This is a genomic window from Dietzia sp. MNB45 (genome assembly GCF_051994785.1).
GTDB classification, from domain to species: Bacteria; Actinomycetota; Actinomycetes; order Mycobacteriales; family Mycobacteriaceae; genus Dietzia; species Dietzia kunjamensis.
In genome coordinates this window covers 2686166-2710912 of record NZ_CP163397.1, presented here as the reverse complement: position 1 = coordinate 2710912, position 24747 = coordinate 2686166, and the positions used below count along the sequence as shown (strand labels likewise).

The 24747-nt window shown below is 68.6% G+C and carries 18 protein-coding genes; all 18 read left to right on the top strand.

Going from position 1 to position 24747, the window contains the following annotated elements; all coding sequences use genetic code 11:
• The first annotated feature begins 23 nt into the window (after positions 1–23).
• The 18 genes from AB5G72_RS12970 (at position 24) to AB5G72_RS12885 (ending at position 24740) form a co-directional block, all read left to right on the top strand.
• The gene (locus AB5G72_RS12970; protein WP_067716806.1) at positions 24–812 is read left to right on the top strand and encodes an MlaE family ABC transporter permease; all 789 of its coding nucleotides are present in this window, start codon (positions 24–26) and stop codon (positions 810–812) included.
• A complete protein-coding gene (locus AB5G72_RS12965) occupies positions 812–1669 on the top strand; it encodes an MlaE family ABC transporter permease (RefSeq protein WP_120284138.1) in 858 nt (285 codons plus the stop codon). The genes AB5G72_RS12970 and AB5G72_RS12965 overlap by 1 nt, the downstream gene beginning before the upstream one ends.
• Positions 1666–3102, top strand: coding sequence for an MCE family protein (locus tag AB5G72_RS12960; protein WP_440220028.1), 1437 nt, complete (start codon positions 1666–1668; stop codon positions 3100–3102). The genes AB5G72_RS12965 and AB5G72_RS12960 overlap by 4 nt, the downstream gene beginning before the upstream one ends.
• Positions 3099–4190 carry an MCE family protein gene (locus tag AB5G72_RS12955; RefSeq protein ID WP_440220027.1) on the top strand — a complete coding sequence of 364 codons (1092 nt, stop codon included), beginning with the start codon at positions 3099–3101 and terminating at the stop codon, positions 4188–4190. The genes AB5G72_RS12960 and AB5G72_RS12955 overlap by 4 nt, the downstream gene beginning before the upstream one ends.
• Positions 4187–5209: an MCE family protein gene (locus AB5G72_RS12950; RefSeq protein ID WP_154830611.1), complete on the top strand. Its 1023-nt coding sequence runs from the start codon at positions 4187–4189 to the stop codon at positions 5207–5209. The genes AB5G72_RS12955 and AB5G72_RS12950 overlap by 4 nt, the downstream gene beginning before the upstream one ends.
• Positions 5209–6438, top strand: coding sequence for an MCE family protein (locus AB5G72_RS12945; protein WP_154830612.1), 1230 nt, complete (start codon positions 5209–5211; stop codon positions 6436–6438). Before AB5G72_RS12950 ends, AB5G72_RS12945 begins: the two co-directional genes overlap by 1 nt.
• Positions 6435–7691: an MCE family protein gene (locus AB5G72_RS12940; protein ID WP_120284408.1), complete on the top strand. Its 1257-nt coding sequence runs from the start codon at positions 6435–6437 to the stop codon at positions 7689–7691. The genes AB5G72_RS12945 and AB5G72_RS12940 overlap by 4 nt, the downstream gene beginning before the upstream one ends.
• Positions 7688–8932 carry an MCE family protein gene (locus tag AB5G72_RS12935; RefSeq protein WP_154830616.1) on the top strand — a complete coding sequence of 415 codons (1245 nt, stop codon included), beginning with the start codon at positions 7688–7690 and terminating at the stop codon, positions 8930–8932. The genes AB5G72_RS12940 and AB5G72_RS12935 overlap by 4 nt, the downstream gene beginning before the upstream one ends.
• 53 nt (positions 8933–8985) lie before the next feature.
• A complete protein-coding gene (locus AB5G72_RS12930) occupies positions 8986–9648 on the top strand; it encodes a hypothetical protein (protein WP_317468707.1) in 663 nt (220 codons plus the stop codon).
• Between the two features lie 19 nt (positions 9649–9667).
• Positions 9668–10357 (top strand): hypothetical protein, encoded by a 690-nt coding sequence (locus tag AB5G72_RS12925; RefSeq protein ID WP_120284124.1) that lies wholly within the window; start codon positions 9668–9670, stop codon positions 10355–10357.
• A gap of 435 nt (positions 10358–10792) precedes the next feature.
• A complete protein-coding gene (rpoB, locus tag AB5G72_RS12920; RefSeq protein ID WP_120284122.1) occupies positions 10793–14299 on the top strand; it encodes a DNA-directed RNA polymerase subunit beta in 3507 nt (1168 codons plus the stop codon).
• A gap of 124 nt (positions 14300–14423) precedes the next feature.
• The gene (locus AB5G72_RS12915) at positions 14424–18383 is read left to right on the top strand and encodes a DNA-directed RNA polymerase subunit beta' (RefSeq protein WP_440220026.1); all 3960 of its coding nucleotides are present in this window, start codon (positions 14424–14426) and stop codon (positions 18381–18383) included.
• Between the two features lie 200 nt (positions 18384–18583).
• Positions 18584–19957, top strand: a complete 1374-nt coding sequence (locus AB5G72_RS12910; protein ID WP_067716793.1) for a glycosyltransferase family 4 protein — start codon at positions 18584–18586, stop codon at positions 19955–19957.
• Complete coding sequence (locus AB5G72_RS12905) at positions 19951–20670, top strand: class I SAM-dependent methyltransferase (RefSeq protein ID WP_440220025.1); 720 nt, start codon at positions 19951–19953, stop codon at positions 20668–20670. Before AB5G72_RS12910 ends, AB5G72_RS12905 begins: the two co-directional genes overlap by 7 nt.
• 6 nt (positions 20671–20676) lie before the next feature.
• The gene (locus tag AB5G72_RS12900) at positions 20677–21807 is read left to right on the top strand and encodes a prenyltransferase (protein WP_440220024.1); all 1131 of its coding nucleotides are present in this window, start codon (positions 20677–20679) and stop codon (positions 21805–21807) included.
• A gap of 79 nt (positions 21808–21886) precedes the next feature.
• The gene (locus tag AB5G72_RS12895; RefSeq protein ID WP_067716785.1) at positions 21887–22744 is read left to right on the top strand and encodes an LLM class F420-dependent oxidoreductase; all 858 of its coding nucleotides are present in this window, start codon (positions 21887–21889) and stop codon (positions 22742–22744) included.
• Positions 22745–22803: 59 nt separating this feature from the next.
• Entirely contained in the window at positions 22804–23697 is an 894-nt protein-coding gene (locus AB5G72_RS12890) for an SDR family NAD(P)-dependent oxidoreductase (RefSeq protein ID WP_440220023.1), read from the top strand.
• Positions 23694–24740, top strand: a complete 1047-nt coding sequence (locus tag AB5G72_RS12885) for a pirin family protein (protein ID WP_440220022.1) — start codon at positions 23694–23696, stop codon at positions 24738–24740. The genes AB5G72_RS12890 and AB5G72_RS12885 overlap by 4 nt, the downstream gene beginning before the upstream one ends.
• Positions 24741–24747: the final 7 nt, after the last annotated feature.

Below are 24747 nucleotides of genomic sequence, written 5' to 3'. Positions count from 1 at the left end.
AGCATCCAGAAGGACGGGCCGGTATGTCACCGGCCGATGTCGGAGGAGGCTTCCGGACCGCGGTGGGCGGGGCCGGCGAGGTATTCCGACTGTTCCTCGACGTGCTACGAGGGGTCTTCAGGCGACCGTTCCAGTTCCGTGAGTTCATAGAGCAGTCCTGGTTCATCGCCTCGGTGACGATCCTCCCGTCGGCACTGGTGGCGATCCCGTTCGGGGCCGTCGTGGCGATGCAGACCGGGTCGCTCGTCCAGCAGCTCGGCGCCGAGGCCTACACGGGGGCCACCGGCGTCCTCGCCGTCGTCCAACAGGGTGCGCCGCTGGTGACCTCACTGCTGATCGCGGGCGCCGCCGGTTCGGCGGTGGCCGCCGACCTCGGTGCCCGGACCATCCGCGAGGAGCTCGACGCGATGCGCGTCCTGGGGATCGACCCCATCCAGAGGCTCGTCGTCCCCCGGGTGCTCGGCATGATGCTCGTCGCGGTGCTCCTGAACGGACTCGTCTCCATCGTCGGGATCTCCGGCGGTTACGTGTTCAACATCATGCTGCAGGGCGGCACACCGGGCGCCTACCTGATGTCGTTCGGTGCCCTCGCCCAGCTGCCCGACTTCATCATGTCCTCGATCAAGGCCCTGATCTTCGGACTCATCGCCGGCGTGGTCGCCTCGTACTGCGGGATGAACCCCAAGGGCGGACCCAAGGGGGTCGGCGACGCCGTCAACCTGGGCGTGGTCCTCACATTCCTCCTGCTGTTCTTCGCCAACCTCATCCTCACGGCGATGTACCTGCAGATCGTTCCCCCGAAGGGGTCGTAATGGCGATCCATACCGATGTCGGACCCACGCGGGCCCGGCTGAGGGCCCTCGTCCGTGGCCCGGTCAACTCGTTCGACTCCCTGGGTGACCAGCTCGCCTTCCACCTGAGGGCTATCCGCTGGATTCCCCAGACGATCGTCCACTACCGGCACGAGGTGTTGCGTCTGATCGCGGAAGTGACCTTCGGCGTCGGCACCCTGGCGGTGCTCGGTGGAACCATCGGCGTCATCGTCATGATGAGCGGGTTCACCGGGGTCGTCGTCGGCCTGCAGGGGTACGCAGCCCTCGACCAGATCGGTAGCTCGGTCCTCACCGGGTTCCTGTCCGCCTACGTCAACACCCGCGAGGTCGCCCCCATCGTGGCGTCACTCGCCCTGTCCGCCACCGTCGGTTGCGGCTTCACGGCCCAACTCGGCGCGATGCGGATCTCCGAGGAGATCGACGCCCTGGAGGTCATGGCGATCCCGAGCGTGCCCTATCTGGTCACCACCCGGGTGATCGCCGGATTCATCGCGGTCATCCCGCTGTACGTCGTCGGCCTGCTGTCCTCGTACCTCGCCACGAGGGGCGTCAACACCATCGTGCAGGGCCAGTCCACCGGCTCGTTCGACCACTACTTCCACCTGTTCCTGCCACCGGAAGACGTGATCTACTCGTTCGTCAAGGTGATCATCTTCGCGTTCGTGCTGGTGATGATCCACTGCTTCTACGGCTTCACCGCCACCGGCGGTCCGGCCGGCGTCGGCGTGGCTGTGGGGCGGGCCGTCCGCACCACGATCGTCGTGGTGGCGATCCTCAACTTCTTCGTCGGACTCGCCCTCTGGGGCACGACCACGACTGTGCGGGTGGCGGGATGAACGAACTCTCGGCGCTCTCGAAGCGGCTGCTGGCCGCCCTGTTCATCGTCATCGTGCTGGCCTTCGTCGGCACGACCATCGCGATCTACAACCGCGCGTTCACCGCGTCGGACACCGTCACCCTGAACACCGACCAGCTGGCCTACGCGCTGCCGAACGACGCCGACGTCAAGGCCCGGGGCGTGCTCGTCGGCCGGGTCTCCGGGGTCGAGCCCGACGGGGACCGGGTGCGGGTGAACATGGAGTTCGACCCGGCCTACATGGACCAGTTGCCGGCCAACGTCAGCGGTCGACTGCTCCCCAAGACGCTCTTCGGTGAGCGGTTCGTCGACCTGGGTTTCCCCGACCAGCCCGTGGGCACCCTGGAGCCCGGCGCGAGCATCCAGCAGGACACCCGTGGCAACGCGATCGAGCTCGGCCGTGTCCTGGACGGACTGCTCCCCGTACTCGAGGCGGTCCCGCCGGAGAAGCTGGCGGGCACTCTCGGCGCCCTGAACCAGGCGCTGTCGGGTAGGGGCGACGAGCTCGGTGCCAGCCTCGTGGAGATCGGAAGGGTCTTCGAGGGGATCAACCAGGAGCTTCCCGCGCTGGAAGCCGGAATCGAGGATCTGGCGACCTTCTCGCAGACCTACTCCGAGGCCCTCCCGGATCTCATCCACGCACTCGACGCCCTCCGCACGACCGGGGACACGGTGGTCCAGCGCCGCCCCGACATCGCGGACGGGTTGCGTCGGATCAGCGAGTCGTCCGAGGTCCTCACAGGCTTCCTCGCGAACAACCGCGATGACCTCATCGCTCTGGCGGCGGACTCCCGCACGTCGCTGGAGTACCTGGCGGAGTACTCACCGGCGCTACCGTGCACGGTGGAGCATTTCATGACCGCGCTGGACCGCTCGGACGCGATCCTCGGTGTGGGGAGCGAACACCCCGGCATCCGGGTGACCATCGAAGTCGTCAATCCCAAGGGGCGTTACGTGCCCAATCAGGACGAGCCGCGACTCTTCGACACCCGCGGCCCCCGTTGTTACGAGCCGACAGAGGAGCCGTTCATCTTCGGCGGTGCGCCCGGTGGGGCGATCGCGGACGGGGCCTACCAACCCCCCACCCGCAATCCGGGGCCGGAGTACATCCCGACCCTGCCGAACCCGCTTCTCGAGGACGGACCGGTTCCGACGATGCGCACCCGCGGTTCCGTTCCCCCGGCCCCGGGTCGGGCGGTGCCCGAGCAGCCGAACATGCCGTTCCCCTCGACCGTCACCGCGGGCCGGGACGCCGAGGTCATGGCGATGGCCTACGCGGGCTCACCGTTGGAGACGGATACCGTCCGCACGGTGCTGGGGGTGGCCACCTCGCGTGACTCCGAGGAGATCCCGGCCTGGATCGGCGGGATCGGCGCACCCGCACTGCGTGGAACGGAGGTGAGCTTCCGATGAACGCCAAGGTCAAGGCTCTCTTCCGCGGCGGCCTACTGGGCTCGTTCGTCAAGCTGGCGATCTTCATCGTCGTCACGGCGATCGTCAGCACGATCCTCGCCGTCACCATCCGCGGCGGAACCCGGGCCGAGGGCACGGAGTACTCGGCGATCTTCTCCGACGTGACGATGCTGGAGGAGGGCGACGATGTCCGGATCGCCGGCGTCGTGGTGGGGAACATCACCGGGATGGAGATCCACGAGCGGGACCGGGCCAAGGTGGACTTCACGCTCTCCGGGGACCGCACGCTGCCCGCGAACGTGCATCTGGCCCTGCGATTCCGCAACATGATCGGCCAGCGGTACCTGAACATCTCCCGCGAGCCGGGGCCGGTCCAGCCGACCCTGCCGGAGGGTACGACGATAGGTATCGAGAAGACCTCTCCCGCGGTCGATCTCACCGCACTGTTCAACGGCTTCCGTCCGCTGTTCACCACGCTGCGGCCCGAGGACGTCAACGCGCTCGCGGACTCGCTGGTCCGTGTCCTGCAGGGGGAGGGTGGAACCGTCGCCAGTCTCGTCCGTCAGACGGGCCAGCTGACCAACCACCTGGCCGACCGGGACCAGGTGATCGGAGAGGTGATCGACAATCTCACCGGCGTCCTGCAGACCATCAACGAACGGGACGTGCAGTTCCAGCAACTGGTGGTGACCACCCGTCAACTGGTGGAGGGGTTGGACCAGGAGCGTGACGCGATCGGCAGTTCGTTGGACTCCCTCGCCGACCTCACGTCGTCGGCCGAGAACGTCGTCAGCGCCACCCGACCCAGCGTCACCGAATCCCTCGACCACCTCAAGCTGGTCACCGACGACCTCACCGCCAACCGCGACACCATGAGCGAGGTCCTCAACAACCTCCCGCGCAACAGCGACAACCTGATCCGGATGGGGTCGTTCGGGTCCTGGTTCCAGTTCTATCTCTGTGGCCTCGACGTGGTGCACGGACCGGGCACCGATGTGCCCAACCTGCTCCCGAGCGGCGGGCCCACGGTCAATCATCCGGTGTACACCAACGTCGCGCCCCGGTGCCACGCAGGGGGGATCCCATGAGCAAGCGCAAGCCGAACGAGCCGCGGTTCAGCAACGCCACCATCGGGGTGATCGGGGTCGTCGTGATCCTCGCCCTCACCGCCATCTCGTTCAGGCTCGACGCGCTGCCGATCGTGGGGGCGGGGCCCAAGTACACCGCCTACTTCTCCGAGGCGGCCGGGCTGACCAACGGCAGCGAGGTCCGCGTGGCCGGCGTCAAGGTGGGCGTCGTGACCGATGTGGCGCTCGACGGAGACAAGGTGTCCGTGGGCTTCCGGGCCAAGGACGCCTGGCTCGGCGACGACACCCGGGCGAGCATCCAGCTCAAGACAGTGCTCGGGCAGAAGTACCTCGCGCTGAGCCCGGCGGGGACAGGGGATCTCGAACCCTCGCAGCCGATTCCGCTGGAGCGCACCGCGGCGCCGTACGACGTGGTCGAGGCGTTCTCCTCGGCCGCCGAGACGCTCGGGGAGGTGGACGACGGCAAACTCGCAGAGAGCCTGAATACCCTCACCGCCGCCATGCAGGCGTCACCCGAGGAATTCCGCGGGGCGGTCGACGGTATGGCCCGTCTGTCACAGACGATCTCCAGCCGGGACGCGGAACTCCGCGAACTGCTCGAGGCGACGCGCACGAGTTCGAGAATCCTGGCCGAGCGTAACGACGACTTCCGTCGCCTGATCATCGGTTCCGGGCAGCTGCTGGGTGAACTCAACGAGCGCTCACAGAGCCTCGAGCTGGTCCTGGCGTCCACCCGCGGTCTGTCCGTCGAACTCCGGCGGTTCGTCGCAGAGAACGAGGCGGAGTTCAAGCCGACCCTGGACAGCCTCGACTCCGCGTTGGCGGTACTGACCGACCACGAAGAGCAGCTGAAGAAGTCCATCCACAACCTCGCGCCCTTCTACCGGCTCTACGCCAACATGCTGGGAACGGGCAGATGGTTCGACTCGGTGGTCACCAACCTGATCCCGCCGGGTATCCCGGAACCGCCCTTCTACCCCGGTGCCCGCGCACCCGCCCGACAGAGTGGGATCAACTGATGCACAAGAAGCTGCCGTACTGGTTGGTGGCGCTGCTCCTCGTCGTCGTCGTGGCGATAGTGGCAGTGGTCTACCTCGCCTACACCAGGCTCGGGCGCACCACCATCACCGCGACGTTCCCGACGGCCGTCGGCATCTCCGAGGGTTCCGACGTGCGGATCCTGGGCGTGACGGTGGGTTCCGTGGACGAGGTGACCCCGATGGGGGAGACCGTGGAGGTCAGGCTCCACGTCCAGCGGGGCGTGGACGTCCCGGCAGATGCGAGGGCGGTCCAGGTGACGCCGTCGGTCATCCCCGACCGCAACGTCCAGCTGCTCCCGGCCTACTCGGGCGGACCCAAGATGGAGTCGGGCGCACACATCCCACTGGAGCGGACCGCGACCCCCGTCGAGGTCGACGAACTCTACGAATCGGTCAGGGACCTCACCGAGGCCCTCGGTCCGGAGGGCGCCAACAAGGACGGCGCGCTCGACCGGTTCGTCACCACCTCCGCCGAGACCCTCGGTGGCAACGGCGCGGCGCTGGGACGGTCGATCGACGAGCTGTCCCAGGCCGCCACGACGTTGGCGGACTCCAGCCAGGACATCAGCGAGACCGTGGTCAACCTGCAGTCGTTCGTCACGATGCTCGCGCAGAACGACGCCCAGGTGCGGCAGTTCAACTCCCAGATGGCGACCTTCAACCAGACCGTCGCCGGACAGCGCGAGAACCTCCAGGGAGCTCTGGCCGAACTGAGCTACGCGCTGGCTGACGTGGCGCGCCTGGTGCGGGACAACCAGGACGTCATCCGCAGCAACGCGGATCGTCTCGTCACCCTGAGTCAGATCACCGCCGACCAGCGCGACGACGTCGAGGAGATCCTCAAGACGGCTCCACTGGCCCTGTCCAACCTCATCGGTGCCTACGACGCGGAATCCGGGACGCTGTCGATGCGTCCGAACATCCCGGAGAAGCAGGATCCCGCCGGCATCCTGTGCCAGCTCATGACATTGGGCCGACTCAACCCCGGAGACCAGATGCTCGCCGAGCTCGACAACCTGCGGCGCGCGGACATCGAGGCCTGTGAGGCGCTCGCCCCGCAGCGAAACGCCGAACTCCGCGCCTCCAACCCGGACCTGCCGTTGGGCATCCTCGCGGGCGAGATGAAGCAGTCCATCCCGGTTCCCGGGACGGTCCAGGGCAACCGCGGGTGGCCGATGACGCCCGCCTCGGAAGGGGGGCGGGGATGAGCCGGCCGACAATACCCGCGCTGGGTCGCACCGCCCGCGCGGTCGGCGCCAGCGCACTGGTGGCCGCCCTCGCGGCCGGGTGTTCGCTGAACCTGGAGGACTACACCCTGCCCGGCGGCGCCGACGTGGGGGAGGACCCCATGCAGGTGGCCGTCCGGTTCGACGATGTCCTGGATCTGGTCCTGCAGTCCTCGGTCAAGGTCAACGGACTGGACGCCGGCCGCGTGGCCGGCATCTCCCTGGCGGATGACGGGTGGACCGCGGAGGTCGACATCGTCCTGCGTGACGACCTGGGTCTGCCCGAGAACGTCGAGGCGTCGATCCAGCAGACCAACCTCCTGGGCGAGAAGTTCGTCCAGCTGACCCCGCCGGATGACGAGCCCCCCACCGGCGAATTGTCCGATGGTGACGTAATAACGACCTCGAACTCGCGCACGGCCACCGACATCGAACAGGTCCTCGGGGCACTGTCGCTCCTGCTCAACGGAGGGGGCGTGGACCAGCTGCAGCCGATCGTCGCCGAACTGCGCAAGGTGACCGACGGTCGCGAGGAGGAGCTCACCCAGACCCTGCGATCGGCGGACGAGCTCATCGGGGGACTCAACCGGCAGCGCGACAGCATCACCGACGCCCTCGAGGGCGTCAACCTGATGACGACCCGCGCGAACGACCAGCGCGAGCAGATCCAGGCGGCGCTCGACGAGCTGCCCGCCGGTGTGGCGGTACTCGAGGAGCAGCGGCCCCAGTTCGTGGAGATGCTGCGCCGGGTGGACGCACTGGGCCAGGTCGGATCGGACATCCTGCTCACCAGCCGCGAGGACCTCATCGCCGACCTCCGGGCACTGCGTCCGGTTCTCCAGTACCTGGGGCAGTCGACGCCGGACCTGATCGAGCTGACCGGATTCGTCCCCACGTTCCCGTTCCCCGACTCGTCCATCCAGTCCACGATCGGTGGCTCGGCCAACGTGTTCCTCTCCGTGGACGCGACGATCTCCGAGACGCTCCGGAACCTCGGCGCCAACCAGGGCGACCCGGTGGTCCCCATCCCGAACACCACGAGCGGGCCCTACGTCGTGGACCCGGAGAACCCGTGGGTCGGCGACAACGGCCCCGACAGGCGGACGACGATAGTGCTGCCGCTCCTGCCCGTCCCGCCGATCATGGACCGGGCAGTGGTGCCCAAGCCCGCACCGGGTACCTCGGAATTCTCCGAGACGTACCTGCCCGAACCAGGGGAGCCCGGATACCGATGAGCAAGACACTGAAGACCCAGCTCATCGCCTTCTGTGTGATCGCGGCTGTCGGGATCACCTACGTGGGCGGCAACTACGTGCGCCTGCCGTCCCTGTTCGGCATCGGCCAGTACCAGGTCTATCTGGACCTGCCCGAGACCGGCGGGGTGTTCACCAACGCGGCCGTCAGCTACCGGGGCACGGCGATCGGACGGGTGGGGGAGCTCTCGCTCACCGACGACGGTGTGCGGGTCGAACTCGACCTCGACTCGAGCGCGCCGGAGATCCCCGCGGACACCGAGGCCGTGGTCGCCAACCGCTCGGCCATCGGCGAGCAGTACGTGGACCTGCGGCCCAACAGCAACTCCGAGCCGTACCTCGAGGACGGGGACGTGATCTCCGCGAGCCGCGAGGCGCTCCCGGTCCCCGTGGAGAACCTCCTGGCCTCCGTCGACGACCTGTCCCGCTCCGTCCCGTTGGACGATCTCGAGGTGACGGTCGACGAGCTCGGCAAGGCCGTCGAGGGCAGGGGGCCCCAGCTGCAGCAGCTGTCGGACTCCCTCATCCGGATCTCCGAGTCCGGGATCCGCACCATGCCGCAGCTGCAGGCACTGATCCGGGACGGTGCGACGGTCCTCGACACCCAGGCCGACCAGTCCGGTGAGATCGTCAGCTTCTCCCGCGATCTGCGCACGGTCACGGAGGCGTTGCGGGACTCCGACTCGGACCTGGAGCGTCTGATCACCACGGCTCCCGAGTTCGCGGACGAGACCCGTCACCTCGTGGAGAACTCCGGCGAGCCGCTCTCGCGGGCCGTCGGAAACCTGTCGACCACGATGAAGACGGTCGATCCGTTGGCCCCGTCGTTCAAGGTGCTGCTGCAGTTGCTGCCGGCGCTGGCCGCCGGCGGCCTGTCCGTGGCGCCGGGCGACGGCACCATCCACTTCGGGCTCGTGCTCGAGATGGACAACCCCACCCCCTGTACACAGGGATACGAAGGCACCTGGGCGATCATCGACCAGATGAAGGAGCAGGACCCGTCCTTCGACTGGCAGGAGCAGAACTTCCCGCCGAACTACGATGCGCAGTGCACCGTGCCCTTCGGTAGCCCCACCGCGGTCCGTGGTGCGGACAGGGTGGAGTACGCGCACCCGGACGTGCCGCAGCCGTGGGACACCAAGCCCAAGATCGACCCCGACAGGCTCAACCTGTCGGTGGCTGCGGAGCAGCTCGCGGTCCTGCAGGGACTGATTCCCCGGTGACCGCGCGGCCGGGCGGCGACCCGGCGGACGGCGGGTCCGGTAGCGTCGCCGCCATGAGTTCGCAGGGAACGGAGGGGGGCGCGCGCCGCCCCGCGGGGACTGGGACCGTGCCGAGATGGCTGGTGGTCCTCGCGGCGATCATCCTCGTGGCGGGGCTGGCGATGTTGGGGGTGTTCGGGGTGCGGTACGCCCAGGCGCGGTCGGCACAGGAGGTGGCGTCCGAGCGCGAGGCGGCCGCCGACGTCGCCGCCCAGGTGATCATCAACGCGTTCAGCTTCGACCACCGGAACGTCGACGATTCGCTGGAGCAGCTGGCAGAGGCCTCGACCGGCGAGTTCCTCACCGAGCAGGAGCAATGGGCCGACGATGTGCGGACGCGCGTGGTGGAGCAGAAGGCGGTCACCACGGCCACGGTCTCGCACACCGCTGTCGAGACCCTGGACCTCGAGGCCGGCGACGCCGCCGTCCTGGTGGTGTTCACCGCCCACTCCGAGCGGGAGGGCCAGGATGACATCACCGGCCGTCAGGCGATGCGCGTGGACCTGACGCGAGAGGACGGCACCTGGAAGGCCGATGCGGTCAACCAGGTGGGCGTGACGGTCCCGGTGGGCGGGTCCAGCCGGTCCGTGCAGGAGCTCAACACGCCGGAGGAGCAGGACGCCCCGGCCACCGAGGAGGAGTCGACCCCCGCGCCGACCACCTCCGCCGGACGATGACGAAGGACGACAGTCGCTGATGCCACCGATCAAGAGGACACAGAAGTCGGTCACTCCGGCGCCGCGTCGACGGCTGGCCGGCCACGCCGGGCAGACCCGACCCGAGGGCGGGAACGCCGCGGGCCCCACGACGTGGGACGAACGAGACGACGACGACGAGGTGGGCGGCACCGGAACCGGGGCGGGTCGCGGGGAGCGGCGCGCCGGCCGTCGGCCCGGTGGTCGGACGATCGCGTACTCCGCCATCGCGGTGGGGCTGGTCGCCGGAGCCGTCGGCGTGTTCCTTGCGACGGAACCCGGCGTCGACGTGGACAACCGGGCGTTCGTCGACCGAGGGGCCACCGAGGAGGTCCTCTCGGCAGCGACGACCAACGTCCAGCGGCTCGTGGCGATCGATCACGAGACCCTCGACGAGTATCACGACTCCCTGGGGGAATTCCTCACCCCGAAGCTCGTCAACGAGTTGGACGAGAACTGGCCCGCGTTGCGTGACAGCTACGAGCAGTCCGCGACGAGCGTCGACGCAGAGGTCCGCGAGGCCGGTCTCGCCTACCTGCAGGGCGACAAGGCCGAGGTGTTGCTGGTCCAGGATGTGTCGATGACCAGGGACGGCGCGGCTGCGGGAAGTACCAGCGGCACCTATCTCGTCGGTCTGGACAGGATCGACGGCGTGTGGAAACTGTCGAGGATCCCGGATCTGCCCTCCTGACGAGGACTGGTCGGGAACCGATCCGGCAACCGACCGTGCCAGATCCTTGACGAAAGTGCTTTCACCCGTCACCCTTTAGGGGCATCGGGCGAGTGCCGTAGAGGTCGAGTGCGACACGGTCCGGGTGCGACGTCCCGACCGGGGGCCGATGAGGCGAGAGCCACGAGGGCAACCAGCGCAGAGACGGACGCCGCACCACGCATGTGACCAGCCTCCGGGGGACACTCCGTTGAAGGCTGGACTTTGTCGCCGCCTTCCGCTAGATTAGGTCGTTGCGCTGGCTGCTATTTACCCTCCCGTCCGTCCGTGACGGCTCACTCCCGGTTCCGCCGGGTGCTTTCCGAGCCCTCGATATAGCGGCGGACCTGGGTGGATACCCGTCGGCGGACCGCTCGCAGATACATCTGTGGTCACCGCCCGTGGTGATCACGTGAGGTGCTGGAAGGACCCATCTTGGCAGTCTCCCGCCAGACCACGTCAGTCTCCACCGTTCCCGGTGCGCCCCGGAGGGTTTCGTTCGCGAAACTCTCCGAGCCGTTGCCGGTCCCGGGGCTGCTCGACCTCCAGACGGAGTCGTTCGAGTGGTTCATCGGCTCGGAGGAGTGGCAAGAGAGGGCCGCCTCGCGCGGTACCACGAACCTCGAGGGAGGCCTGGAGTCCATCCTCAAGGAGATCTCCCCGATCGAGGACTTCTCCGGATCGATGTCGCTCTCGTTCTCGGAGCCCTACTTCGAAGAGGTCAAGGCGTCCCTCGAGGACTGCCGCGAAAAGGATCGCACCTACGAGGCGCCCCTGTTCGTCACGGCCGAGTTCGAGAACACCGAGACCGGTGAGATCAAGTCCCAGACGGTCTTCATGGGTGATTTCCCCATGATGACCGACAAGGGCACGTTCATCATCAACGGCACCGAGCGGGTCGTCGTCTCCCAGCTCGTCCGGTCGCCGGGCGTGTACTTCGATCGCTCGCGAGACAAGTCCACGGAGAGGGACGTCCACTCCGTCAAGGTCATCCCGTCGCGTGGCGCGTGGCTCGAGTTCGACGTCGACAAGCGCGACACCGTCGGCGTCCGCATCGACCGCAAGCGTCGCCAGTCGGTCACCGTCCTGCTCAAGGCCCTCGGGTGGACGACCACCGAGATCAAGGAGCGTTACGGCTTCTCCGAGATCATGATGTCCACGCTCGAGAAGGACACGGTCGAGGACACCGACCAGGCCCTGCTCGAGATCTACCGCAAGCTGCGCCCGGGCGAGCCGCCGACCCGCGAGTCCGCGGAGGCGCTCCTGGAGAACCTGTTCTTCAAGGAGAAGCGTTACGACCTGGCCCGCGTCGGTCGTTACAAGGTCAACCGCAAGCTCGGTCTGCCCGACCCCGAGGGTGACGCCACCACGACGCTCACCCGCGAGGACATCGCCGCCACCATCGAGTACCTCGTGCGCCTCCACGCGGGCGACGACTCGATGCAGGTGGAGGGTGGCCGCGAGGTGCCGGTCGAGGTCGACGACATCGACCACTTCGGCAACCGTCGTCTGCGTACCGTCGGTGAGCTCATCCAGAACCAGGTCCGCGTCGGCCTGTCCCGCATGGAGCGTGTCGTCCGCGAGCGCATGACCACGCAGGACTCCGAGGCGATCACCCCGCAGTCGCTGATCAACATCCGGCCCATCACGGCGGCGCTCAAGGAGTTCTTCGGAACCTCCCAGATGTCGCAGTTCATGGACCAGAACAACCCGTTGTCGGGTCTGACCCACAAGCGTCGTCTGTCCGCGCTGGGCCCCGGTGGTCTGTCGCGTGAGCGCGCCGGGCTCGAGGTCCGTGACGTGCACGCCTCGCACTACGGCCGCATGTGCCCGATCGAGACCCCCGAGGGTCCGAACATCGGTCTGATCGGTTCGCTCTCGGTGTACGCGCGGGTCAACCCGTTCGGCTTCATCGAGACCCCGTACCGCCGCGTCTACGAGGGCGTCGTCACCGATCAGGTGGACTACCTCACCGCCGACGAGGAGGACCGCTACGTCGTCGCGCAGGCCAACTCGGAGATCGACGCCGACGGCCGCTTCGTCGAGGACCGCATCCTCGTGCGCAAGAAGCACGGTGATGTCGAGATGGTCGAGCCGGGCGACGTCGACTACATGGACGTCTCGCCGCGGCAGATGGTCTCCGTGGCCACCGCGATGATCCCGTTCCTCGAGCACGACGACGCCAACCGTGCGCTGATGGGCGCGAACATGCAGCGGCAGTCCGTGCCGCTCGTGCGTTCCGAGGCGCCGCTCGTCGGCACCGGCATGGAGCTGCGCGCGGCCGTGGACGCCGGCGACGTGGTCGTCAACACCGCCCCGGGCATGGTGGAGGAGGTCTCGGCCGACTTCATCACCGTGATGGACGACGACGGCGGGCGTCAGACCTACCGCCTGTCGAAGTTCGCGCGCTCGAACCAGGGCACCTGCTCCAACCAGCGTCCGATCGTCGACGAGGGTGACCGCGTCGAGGTCGGCCAGGTCCTGGCCGACGGCCCCTGCACCGAGAACGGCGAGATGGCGCTGGGCAAGAACCTGCTCGTCGCGATCATGCCGTGGGAGGGCCACAACTACGAGGACGCGATCATCCTCTCGCAGCGCCTGGTGGAGGAGGACGTGCTCACGTCCATCCACATCGAGGAGCACGAGATCGACGCCCGCGACACCAAGCTGGGCGCCGAGGAGATCACGCGGGACATCCCCAACGTCTCCGACGAGGTCCTGGCGGACCTCGACGACCGCGGCATCGTGCGCATCGGCGCCGAGGTCCGTGACGGTGACGTCCTCGTCGGCAAGGTCACGCCGAAGGGTGAGACCGAGCTGACCCCGGAGGAGCGCCTGCTGCGCGCCATCTTCGGTGAGAAGGCGCGCGAGGTGCGCGACACCTCGCTCAAGGTGCCCCACGGTGAGTCCGGCAAGGTCATCGGCGTCCGCGTCTTCTCGCGGGACGACGACGACGATCTGCCCCCCGGTGTCAACGAGCTGGTGCGCGTCTACGTCGCGCAGAAGCGCAAGATCCAGGACGGCGACAAGCTCGCCGGCCGCCACGGCAACAAGGGCGTCATCGGTAAGATCCTCCCCGCCGAGGACATGCCGTTCATGCCCGACGGCACGCCGGTGGACATCATCCTCAACACACACGGCGTCCCGCGTCGTATGAACATCGGTCAGATCATGGAGACCCACCTCGGCTGGCTGGCCAAGGCCGGCTGGGAGGTCCCGCGTGAGGCGGACGGCTCCCTGCCCGACTGGGCGACCAAGCTGCCGGAGGAGATCCACAGCGTCGAGGCCGGCACCAACACGGCCACGCCCGTCTTCGACGGCGCGGCGGACACGGAGATCACCGGTCTGCTCGGCTGCACCCTGCCGAACCGTGACGGCGAGCGCATGGTGCAGGCCGACGGCAAGGCGACCCTCTTCGATGGTCGCTCCGGCGAGCCCTTCCCGTACCCGGTGTCCGTGGGCTACATGTACATCCTCAAGTTGCACCACCTCGTGGATGACAAGATCCACGCGCGTTCGACCGGTCCGTACTCGATGATCACCCAGCAGCCGCTCGGCGGTAAGGCCCAGTTCGGTGGCCAGCGATTCGGTGAGATGGAGTGCTGGGCGATGCAGGCCTACGGCGCGGCGTACACGCTGCAGGAGCTGCTGACGATCAAGTCCGACGACGTCGTGGGCCGCGTGAAGGTCTACGAGGCGATCGTCAAGGGCGAGAACATCCCGGAGCCGGGTATCCCGGAGTCCTTCAAGGTGCTTCTCAAGGAGCTGCAGTCGCTGTGCCTCAACGTGGAGGTGCTCTCCAGCGACGGCCAGGCCGTCTCCCTGGGTGAGGGCGACGACGACGATCTCGACCGCACCGCCGCGAACCTGGGGATCAACCTCTCGCGCGACGAGTCCTCGGCGGCCGACGAGCTGGCGCAGTAAGTAGGCGGGCGGGCGGCAGCCCTGTCGCCCGCCCCGCACCCGAAGAATTCAGTTCCACCACGGCGGGCCCCCGGCCCCACCCCGCGAGGGCCCGCCATCATCCCACCCGGGAAAGGACGCCTACGTGCAGGACGTCAACTACTTCGACGAGCTGGTCATCAGCCTCGCGACGGCCGAGGACATCCGTAACTGGTCCTACGGCGAGGTCAAGAAGCCGGAGACCATCAACTACCGCACCCTCAAGCCGGAGAAGGAGGGCCTGTTCTGCGAGAAGATCTTCGGCCCCACCCGGGACTGGGAGTGCTACTGCGGCAAGTACAAGCGCGTGCGCTTCAAGGGGATCATCTGTGAGCGCTGCGGCGTCGAGGTGACCCGTGCCAAGGTCCGCCGCGAGCGCATGGGCCACATCGAGCTGGCCGCGCCCGTCACCCACATCTGGTACTTCAAGGGCGTCCCGTCGCGCCTGGGTTACCTGCTGGACCTGGCGCCCAAGGACCTCGACAAGATCATCTACTTCGCCGCCTACGTCATCACCGGCGTCGACACCGAGCTGCGTCACAACGAGCTCAGCACCCTCGAGGCCCAGGTCCTCGAGGAGCGCAAGATCATCGAGGACGAGCGGGACTCCGACATCGAGGCCCGCGCGCGGAAGCTCGAAGCCGATCTCGCCGAGCTCGAGGCCGAGGGTGCCAAGGCCGACCAGCGCCGCAAGGTGAAGGACGGCGGCGAGAAGGAGATGAAGAAGATCCGCGAGTCGGCCCAGCGCGAGCTGGACCGTCTCGACGAGATCTGGACCACCTTCACCAAGCTCGACGTCAACCAGATCATCGTCGACGAGGGCATCTACCGCGAGCTCGAGGACCGCTTCGGCGAGTACTTCGAGGGCGGCATGGGCGCCGAGGCGATCCAGGCGCTGCTGCTGAACTTCGACCTGGCCGCCGAGGCCGAGTCGCTGCGGGAGATCATCCGCAACGGCAAGGGTCAGAAGAAGATCCGCGCCCTGAAGCGCCTCAAGGTCGTCTCCGCGTTCCTGCAGTCGGGCAACCACCCGGCCGCGATGGTCCTCGGGGCTGTCCCGGTGATCCCACCGGAGCTGCGTCCGATGGTCCAGCTCGACGGTGGCCGCTTCGCCACCTCGGACCTCAACGACCTCTACCGTCGTGTGATCAACCGCAACAACCGCCTCAAGCGGCTGATGGATCTCGGCGCCCCCGAGATCATCGTCAACAACGAGAAGCGGATGCTGCAGGAGTCCGTCGACGCGCTGTTCGACAACGGCCGGCGTGGCCGGCCCGTCACGGGCCCGGGCAACCGCCCGCTCAAGTCGCTCTCGGATCTGCTCAAGGGCAAGCAGGGCCGGTTCCGTCAGAACCTGCTCGGCAAGCGCGTCGACTACTCCGGTCGTTCCGTGATCGTCGTGGGCCCACAGCTGCAGCTGCACCAGTGTGGTCTGCCCAAGCTGATGGCGCTCGAGCTGTTCAAGCCCTTCGTCATGAAGCGTCTGGTGGACCTCAACCACGCGCAGAACATCAAGTCCGCCAAGCGCATGGTCGAGCGTCAGCGCGACCAGGTGTGGGACGTGCTCGAAGAGGTCATCGCCGAACACCCGGTGATGCTCAACCGTGCGCCCACGCTGCACCGCCTCGGCATCCAGGCGTTCGAGCCGCAGCTCGTCGAGGGCAAGGCCATCCAGCTGCACCCGCTCGTGTGTGAGGCCTTCAACGCCGACTTCGACGGTGACCAGATGGCCGTGCACCTCCCGCTGTCCGCGGAGGCGCAGGCCGAGGCTCGCATCCTCATGCTCGCCTCGAACAACATCCTGTCGCCGGCGTCGGGTCGTCCGCTCGCCATGCCGCGTCTGGACATGGTGACCGGCCTGTACTACCTCACCCGTCTCGACGAGGGTGCGACCGGCTCGTACGTCCCGGCCTCCGAGGACACCCCCGCCGTGGGCGTGTACTCGACGCCGTCGGAGGCCATCATGGCCGTCGACCTCGGCGTGCTGGACATCCACGCCCCGATCCAGGTCCGACTGACGCACCAGCGTCCGTCGGCCGACGTCGAGGCCGAGCAGTTCCCCGAGGGCTGGACGCAGGGCCAGGAGTGGCTGACCGTGACCACCCTCGGTCGCGTGATGTTCAACGAACTGCTCCCGGCGGACTACCCGTTCGTCAACGAGCAGATGCCCAAGAAGCGTCAGGCCGTCATCATCAACGACCTGGCCGAGCGCTACCCGATGATCGTCGTGGCGCAGACGGTGGACAAGCTCAAGGACACCGGTTTCTACTGGGCCACCCGCTCGGGTGTCACCATCGCCATGTCCGACGTGCTGGTCCCGCCGGCCAAAAAGGAGATCCTCGCCTCGTACGACGCGAAGGCCGCGCGCCTGGAGTCGCAGTACGACCTCGGCAAGATCACCGACGAGGAGCGCAAGTCGGACCTGGTCAAGCTCTGGCAGGAGGCCACCGACGAGATCGGTCAGGCCATGGAGGAGAACTACCCGGACTCCAACCCGATCCCGACGATCGTGAAGTCGGGCGCGGCGGGCAACATGACCCAGATCCGCTCGCTCGCGGGCATGAAGGGTCTGGTGACGCGTCCGAACGGCGAGTTCATCCCGCAGCCGATCAAGTCCTCGTTCCGCGAGGGCCTGACCGTGCTCGAGTACTTCATGAACACGCACGGCGCCCGTAAGGGTCTGGCCGACACCGCCCTGCGTACCGCCGACTCGGGTTACCTCACCCGTCGTCTCGTCGACGTCTCGCAGGACGTCATCGTGCGCGAGACCGACTGTGGGACGTCGAAGGGTGTCGAGACGACCATCGCCCGCCCGGTGATGGACGTCCACGGCAGCCCGACCGGGTCCCTCGAGCGCGACGAGCACGTCGAGACCTCGACGTTCGCCCGGACGCTCGCGGAGGACGCGCTCGACGCCGACGGCAACGTGATCGTCGCCGCGGGCACCGACCTCGGTGACCCGAACATCGAGGCGCTGATCGTCGCCGGTATCGAGAAGGTCAAGGTCCGGTCGGTCCTCACCTGCACCACCGGTACCGGCGTCTGTGCGACCTGCTACGGCCGCTCGATGGCCACCGGTCTCCTGGTGGACATCGGCGAGGCCGTCGGCATCGTCGCCGCCCAGTCGATCGGTGAGCCGGGCACCCAGCTGACGATGCGTACCTTCCACCAGGGTGGCGTCGGTGACGACATCACCGGCGGTCTCCCGCGCGTGCAGGAGCTCTTCGAGGCTCGTGTTCCGAAGGGCAAGGCGCCGATCGCCGAGGAGGCGGGCCGGATCCGTCTCGAGGAGGAGGAGCGCTTCTACACGATCACGATCGTGCCGGACAACGGTGCGGACGAGATCGTCTACGAGAAGCTGTCGAAGCGCCAAGGCCTGGCCCATATCGAGCTGGAGGACGGCTCCTCCCGCCCGATCGCGGACGGCGATCACCTCGAGCGCGGGCAGGCCCTCCTCGAGGGCCCGGCCGATCCGCACGAGGTGCTGGCCATCCTCGGCCCCAACGGTGTCCAGAAGTTCCTCGTCGACGAGGTGCAGAAGGTCTACCGTGCGCAGGGTGTGTCGATCCACGACAAGCACCTCGAGGTCATCGTCCGTCAGATGATGCGTCGAGTCGCGATCAACGACTCGAACAGCACCGAGTTCCTGCCCGGTGCGCTCGTGGAGCGTGTCGAGCTCACGGCGGAGAACCGCCGCGTGCTCACCGAGGGCGGCTCGCCGGCCTCGGCGCGTCCGGTCCTCATGGGCATCACCAAGGCCTCGCTGGCCACGGACTCGTGGCTCTCGGCTGCCTCCTTCCAGGAGACCACCCGCGTGCTCACCGACGCCGCCATCAACAAGCGGTCGGACAAGCTCGTGGGCCTCAAGGAGAACGTCATCATCGGTAAGCTCATCCCGGCGGGTACCGGTATCAACCGCTACCGGAACTCGACGGTCGAGCCCACCGAGGAGGCCCGCGCCGCCGCGTACTCCATCCCGGACTACGGCGATGGTTTCTACGGTCCCGAGGACGGGTTCGGGGACGCCACCGGCGCCTCGGTCCGCCTGGACGACCTGGGCTACTGAGCAGGCCCCACGGCGACGAACCGACCGTGGAGTGACACCGACACCGGACCCCCGAGCGCCTCTCGCGCCGGGGGTCCGGTGCGTTCGTCCGGCCGTGTGTGGGACCGGGGCGAACGTGTTCTAGACTTTCCCGATGTGCCCGTCGCGGCCCGCGACACTCGCCGACGGCGGGCCGACGACCATGAAGGAGGCGATCGACGGTGCGGATCGCGCTGCTCTCGTACCGGAGCAAGCCGCACGGCGGGGGCCAGGGCGTCTACGTCCGTCACCTCAGCCGCGAGTTGGCGGCACTCGGACACACGGTCGAGGTGTTCTCCGGTCAGCCCTACCCGGAACTCGACCCGGGCCCCACGCTCACCGAGGTCCCGAGTCTGGACCTCTACAACGACGCGAACCCGTTCCGTACCCCGCACCCGCGGGAGATCCGCGACCTCATCGACGTGCTCGAGGTGGTCACCATGTGGACCGCCGGGTTCCCGGAGCCGCGGACGTTCAGCATGCGGGCCGCGCGCACACTCCGGGAGCGTCTGGACGACTTCGACGTGGTGCACGACAACCAGTGCCTGGGATCCGGCCTGCTGGACCTGGAGAAGGCGGGTTTCCCCGTCGTGGCCACGGTGCACCACCCCATCACGCGGGATCGCGCGCTGGCCATGAAGGAGGCCCCGCTGCGCAAGAAGATCACCACGTGGCGCTGGTTCGGGTTCCTGGGCATGCAGATGCGGGTCTCCCGCAAGCTGCAGGAGATCATCACGGTCTCCAGCAACTCCGCCGATGACATCGCCACCGACTTCGGCGTGGACCCGGACCGCATCGTCACGATCCCGCTGGGCGTGGACACCGACCGGTTCCACCATCGTCGCGTGCGCGAGCCCGGCCGCCTGGTCTGCGTGGCCAGTGCCGATCAGCCGCTCAAGGGCGTGCCGGTCCTGTTGCGCGCGCTGGCCAGGGTCCGCGAGGAGCACCCGGGCGTGCGCCTGACGCTGGTGTCCAAGCTCAAGCGCAAGGGTGAGGCCGCGAGGCTGCTCGACAAGCTGGGCCTGCGGGACGCGGTGGACCTGGTGTCCGGGGTCGACGACGACGAGCTCGCCGATCTCGTCGGGTCGGCCGAGATCGCGGTCGTTCCGAGCATGTACGAGGGTTTCTCCCTGCCGGCGGTGGAGGCCATGTCCAGCGGCTGCGCTCTCGTCGCGACGCGTGCCGGCGCGCTGCCGGAGGTCGTCGGCACGGACGACTCGGCGGCCCGACTGGTCGAGCCGGGCGACGTCGACGCGTTGGCCCGTGAGATCAGTGCGCTGCTGTCCGACCCGGCCGAGCGGCAACGCCTCTCTCAGGGCGGCCGTGCACGGGTCATGGAGCGTTACAGCTGGGCCGCCGTCGCCCGCCGGACCGTCGAGGTCTACGAGGCCGCTATCGCCCGGGTCCGCGGCGACGCGCTGCCGGACCTGACGGCCGGGCCGGTCCTCGGGCCGGATCAGACCGAGATCGACGAGCACGTCACCGATGACGTGCCCGAGGTGCTCCCGGAGTCCGGTGAGTACACCATCCGTGAGCAGGAGGACGCCGCATGCTGACCGCTGATTTCGACCGTCTCGGGGTCACCCCCGGTATGCGAGCCATCGACGTGGGGGCCGGCCTCGGTCGTCACACCTTCGAGCTCTACCGGCGTGGCGCGGACGTCACGGCGTTCGACCAGAACGCCGACGAGATGCAGCAGGTCTCCGACATGCTCGCCGCCATGGAGGCCGAGGGCGAGGGGCTGCCCACCTCGAAGGGGGAGGCCGTCACCGGGGACGCGCTCAACATGCCGTACGAGGACGCGACCTTCGATCTGGTGCTCATCTCCGAGGTGCTCGAGCACGTCCCGGAGGACACCAAGGCCATCGCCGAACTGGTGCGGATCCTCAAGCCGGGCGGCGTCGCCGCGGTGACCGTGCCGCGTGAGTGGCCGGAGAAGCTCTGCTGGAAGCTGTCCGACGCCTACCACTCCAACCCGGGTGGGCACTGCCGGATCTACACCACCGAGGAGTTGGGGTTCAAGCTCCGCGCGGCGGGCCTGGAGGTCACCGGCACCGGGTTCGCCCACGCGCTGCACGCCCCGTACTGGTGGCTCAAGTGCGCGGTGGGCACGGAGAACGACGACCACCCGTTGCCGAAGGCGTACCACAAGCTGCTCGTATGGGACCTGATGAAGGGGCCCTGGATCACCCGCACCGCCGAGAAGGTGCTCAACCCGGTGATGGGCAAGTCCATCGTGTTCTACCTGCGTAAGCCCGTGGAGGCCTGATCGTCCGTGCAGACGCCCAACACCGGAGTCACCAGCCATCGTCCGGTCCCCACCGTGCCCGGGGTCCTCGACGCCGACGCGGTCCGCGCCACCGGCGAGTGGCTCGCCTCCGTCCAGAAGCCCAGCGGTGAGATCCCGTGGTTCACCGGCGGTCACACCGACCCCTGGGATCATGTGGAGTCGGCGATGGGCCTGTCCGTCGCCGGCCAGTGGGAGGCCGCCGAGAGGGCGTACGGGTTCCTCCGGGACACCCAGCGGGGCGACGGGTCGTGGCCGATGAAGTGGCAGGACGACCACGTCGCCGACGGCGACGTCGACTCCAACTTCTGCGCGTACGTCGCGGTGGGCGTGTGGCACCACCACCTGGTGAGCGGCAGGCCCGGCTTCCTCGAGTCGATGTGGCCGACGGTGCGCCGGGCACTCGACCTGGTGTTGACGTTCCAGGGGCCCGAGGGGCAGATGTGGTGGGGCGCCGGTCCCGAGGGCTTCTGCGAGGAGGCGCTGGTCACCGGCTCGTCCAGCATCCACCACGCGCTGCGCTGCGGCGTCGCGATCGCCGAGGAGCTCGGCGGGAGCGCGCCGGACTGGGACGCCGCCGCCGACCGGTTGGGCCATGCGCTGCGCGCCCACCCCGAGCTCTTCACGCCCAAGGACGAGTTCTCCATGGACTGGTACTACCCGGTCCTGGCCGGCGTGATGGTGGGGGAGCAGGCGCAGGCGCGGCTCGACTCCCGGTGGGACGACTTCGTGGTGGACGGACTGGGCATCCGCTGCGTCGACCACCGGCCGTGGGTCACCGGGGCCGAGACGTGCGAGCTGGTGCTCGCCCTGGAGGCGGCCGGGCGACACGATGAGGCGCTCGCGCAGTTCACCAACATGCAGCACCTGCGGGACACCGACGGTTCCTACTGGACCGGACTCGTCTTCGCCGACGGCAAGCGGTGGCCGGTCGAGCTGAGCACATGGACAGCGGCCGTCATGCTGCTGGCGGCGGACGCCCTCTCGCGCACCACCCCGGGCAACGAGATCTTCCGCTCTGTCTCGCACCACACCATGCAGCGTCTGCAGTCCCAGCCGGGCGATCCGGCCGATTGCGTGGCGGGCGAGGTCTGCCCACCCGCCGCCGTCGTGCGCTAGTCTGTGGCGACACCGCCGCTGGACACCTGTCTGATCAGGTGTCGGGCGGCGGGTCGACGCAGCGCACGAGGGAGAACGCATGGAATTCGGACTGACCCTGTTCACCAGTGACCGGGGCATCCGGCCGACCACGGCCGCCGTGGCCGCCGAGCGCGCCGGGTTCTCCGCGTTCTACGTTCCCGAGCACACGCACATCCCGGTGCGGCGCGAGGCCGCGCACCCGGGTACCGGCGGCGCCGAGCTCCCCGACGAGCGGTACAGCCGCACCCTGGACCCGTGGGTCGCCCTCGGCGCCGCCGCGGCGGTCACGTCGACCATCCGTCTCGGGACCGCCGTGTCCATCCCGGTGGAGAGCGACCCCCTCACGCTGGCCAAGACCATCGCCTCGGTCGACCACCTCTCCGACGGGCGCACCGTGCTCGGCGTGGGGTACGGCTGGAATCTGGACGAGATGGCCGACCACAACGTGCCGCCGCAGCGTCGGCGCACCATGCTCCGCGAGTACCTCGAGGCCATGCGGGAGCTGTGGACGCACGACGAGGCCGAGTACCACGGAGAGTTCGTCGACTTCGGTCCCAGCTGGGCCTGGCCCAAGACCGCCCGCACGCCCGGCCCGCTCACCCTCGTGGGAGCGGCCGGCACGGAGAAGAACCTCAAGTGGATCTGCCGCAGCGCCGACGGCTGGATGACCACCCCGATCTCCCAGGACATCGCCGGCAGCGTACGGACGCTGCGGGAACTGTGGGCGGAGGCCGGACGGGAGGGCGAGCCCTACATCGTGGTCCTCGACGGGAAACCGGATCACGAGAAGATCGACGCCTACCGCGAGCTCGGCGTCCACGAGCTCGTCTACGGCACCCCGGATCGGACCGAGGACGAGGTCCTGGCCTACATCGACCGCCTCGCCGGCAAACTCGGTCTCGACGCCCTGGTCTGAGGCGGGCGGGGCCACCTGGACAGCCCCACCGGGACTCCGCACGCCGGTACCGTCAGGGTATGGACACCAGCGCGCCCGCCGCCCCCGTCGTCGTCGTCACCGGAGCCGGGGGCGGCCTCGGGGCCGCCACCACCGCGCTCTACGCCTCCCGGGGCTGGCACGTCGTGGCCGTCGACCTCCAGGCGCCGCCCGGCGGTGACCGAATCACGCCCCTCGCCGCCGACGTCACCGACTCCGCCTCGCTCACCGCCCTGGCCGACCGGGTCCGACGCGAGCACGGCCGCCTCGACGCGCTCGTCACGTTCGCGGGCGTCCTCGGGATCGGGCCGCTGGCCGAGACCGATCCGGACCGGGTGCAGCAGGTCCTGGACGTCAACGTCATGGGCACCGTGCGCACCGTCCACGCCCTGTGGGACCTCCTCCGGGAGACCCGCGGGAGGGTGGTGCTCATCAGCTCCGAGACCGGCCCCCAGCACGGCATGCCGATGAACGGCGCCTACGCCATGAGCAAGCACGCGATCGAGGCCTACGGTGACGCGCTGCGGCGCGAGCTGATGTTCCTCGGCCTGGACGTCGTGCTCGTCCAACCGGGTCCGTTCCGCACCGGGATGACCGCCTCGATCCGGCGACGCTTCCAGGAATCGACCGCCTCCGGTTCGCCGTTCGCCGCGATGGCCGCGGTGATGGGGGAGATGGCCGCCGGTGAGGACGACAAGGCCACCGACCCGTCCGTCCTCGCCGAGGCGGTGTGGACCGCCGGTACCACCGCGCGCCCCCGCCGCCGCTACGCCGTGCGATGGGACCTCGGCCGACGTCTCCTCGACCACCTGCCGGTGGCGGTCGTGGACAAGGCGCTCGTCCTGGCGCTGGGCGGGAAGATCAACGCCAAGAAGCTGGAGCTGCGCCGCGAGGCCGTCGACGCCCGCGCCGAGATGAGCGAGGTCGTCGAATGAGCAACCTCGACCCCGACCCGCCCGAGATCGAGTGCGAGGCCGGCGGTGCGCCGGGCGGGCCCCGTTCGGCAGAGGCGCAGCCCGGCGGGGCCGTCGTGGAGATCATCACCTCCCGCGAGGTGCCCCTGGGCGGGCCGCGGGCGATGACGGTCCGCCGGACGCTGCCGCAGCGCCAGCGCTCGCTCATCGGCGCCTTCTGCTTTGTCGACCACTACGGACCGGATGACGTCTCGGCCACCGGCGGCATGGACGTGCCCTCGCATCCGCACACCGGCCTGCAGACCGTGAGCTGGCTCTTCGAGGGCAGCGTCACCCATCACGACTCCGGGGACAACCATGCGGTGGTGCGCCCGGGGGAGGTCAACCTCATGACCTCCGGCGCCGGCATCTGCCACACCGAGGTCTCGACCCAGGACACCACCGTCCTGCACGGCGTGCAGCTGTGGACCGTGCTACCCGAGGAACACCGCGAGAGCAGCGGCCGCAGGTTCGACCACCACGTGCCCGACCCCGTCGGATTCGCCGGGGGATCGGCGCGGGTCTTCATGGGGTCGCTGCTGGGCTCGTCGTCGTCGGTCACCACCTACACCCCCCTCGTCGCCGCGGAGATCCGGCTCGACCCCGGCGCCGAACTGCGACTGGACGTCGACCCGGCCTTCGAGCACGGGCTTCTCGTCGACTCCGGTGATCTGACCCTCGAGGGCGTCGACGTGGAGGTCAGCCACCTCGCGTACACCGGCGTCGGCGAGACCACCCTGACGATCCGCAACACCGGCACCACCGCCGGGCGGGCGGTCCTCATCGGTGGCACCCCGTTCGAGGAGGACATCATCATGTGGTGGAACTTCATCGGCCGGACCCACGACGAGATCGCGGGCTACCGCGAGCAGTGGGAGGCCGGATCGGAGCGCTTCGGACGCGTGGACGGGTACATCGGCCACGACCCGCGGGGGCTGACCCGGCTCCCCGCGCCCACCCTGCCCACCACCGCCCTCAAACCGCGGGTCAACCCGGACCCGCGCGCGCAGTCGACCCCGATGTGAGAGGACA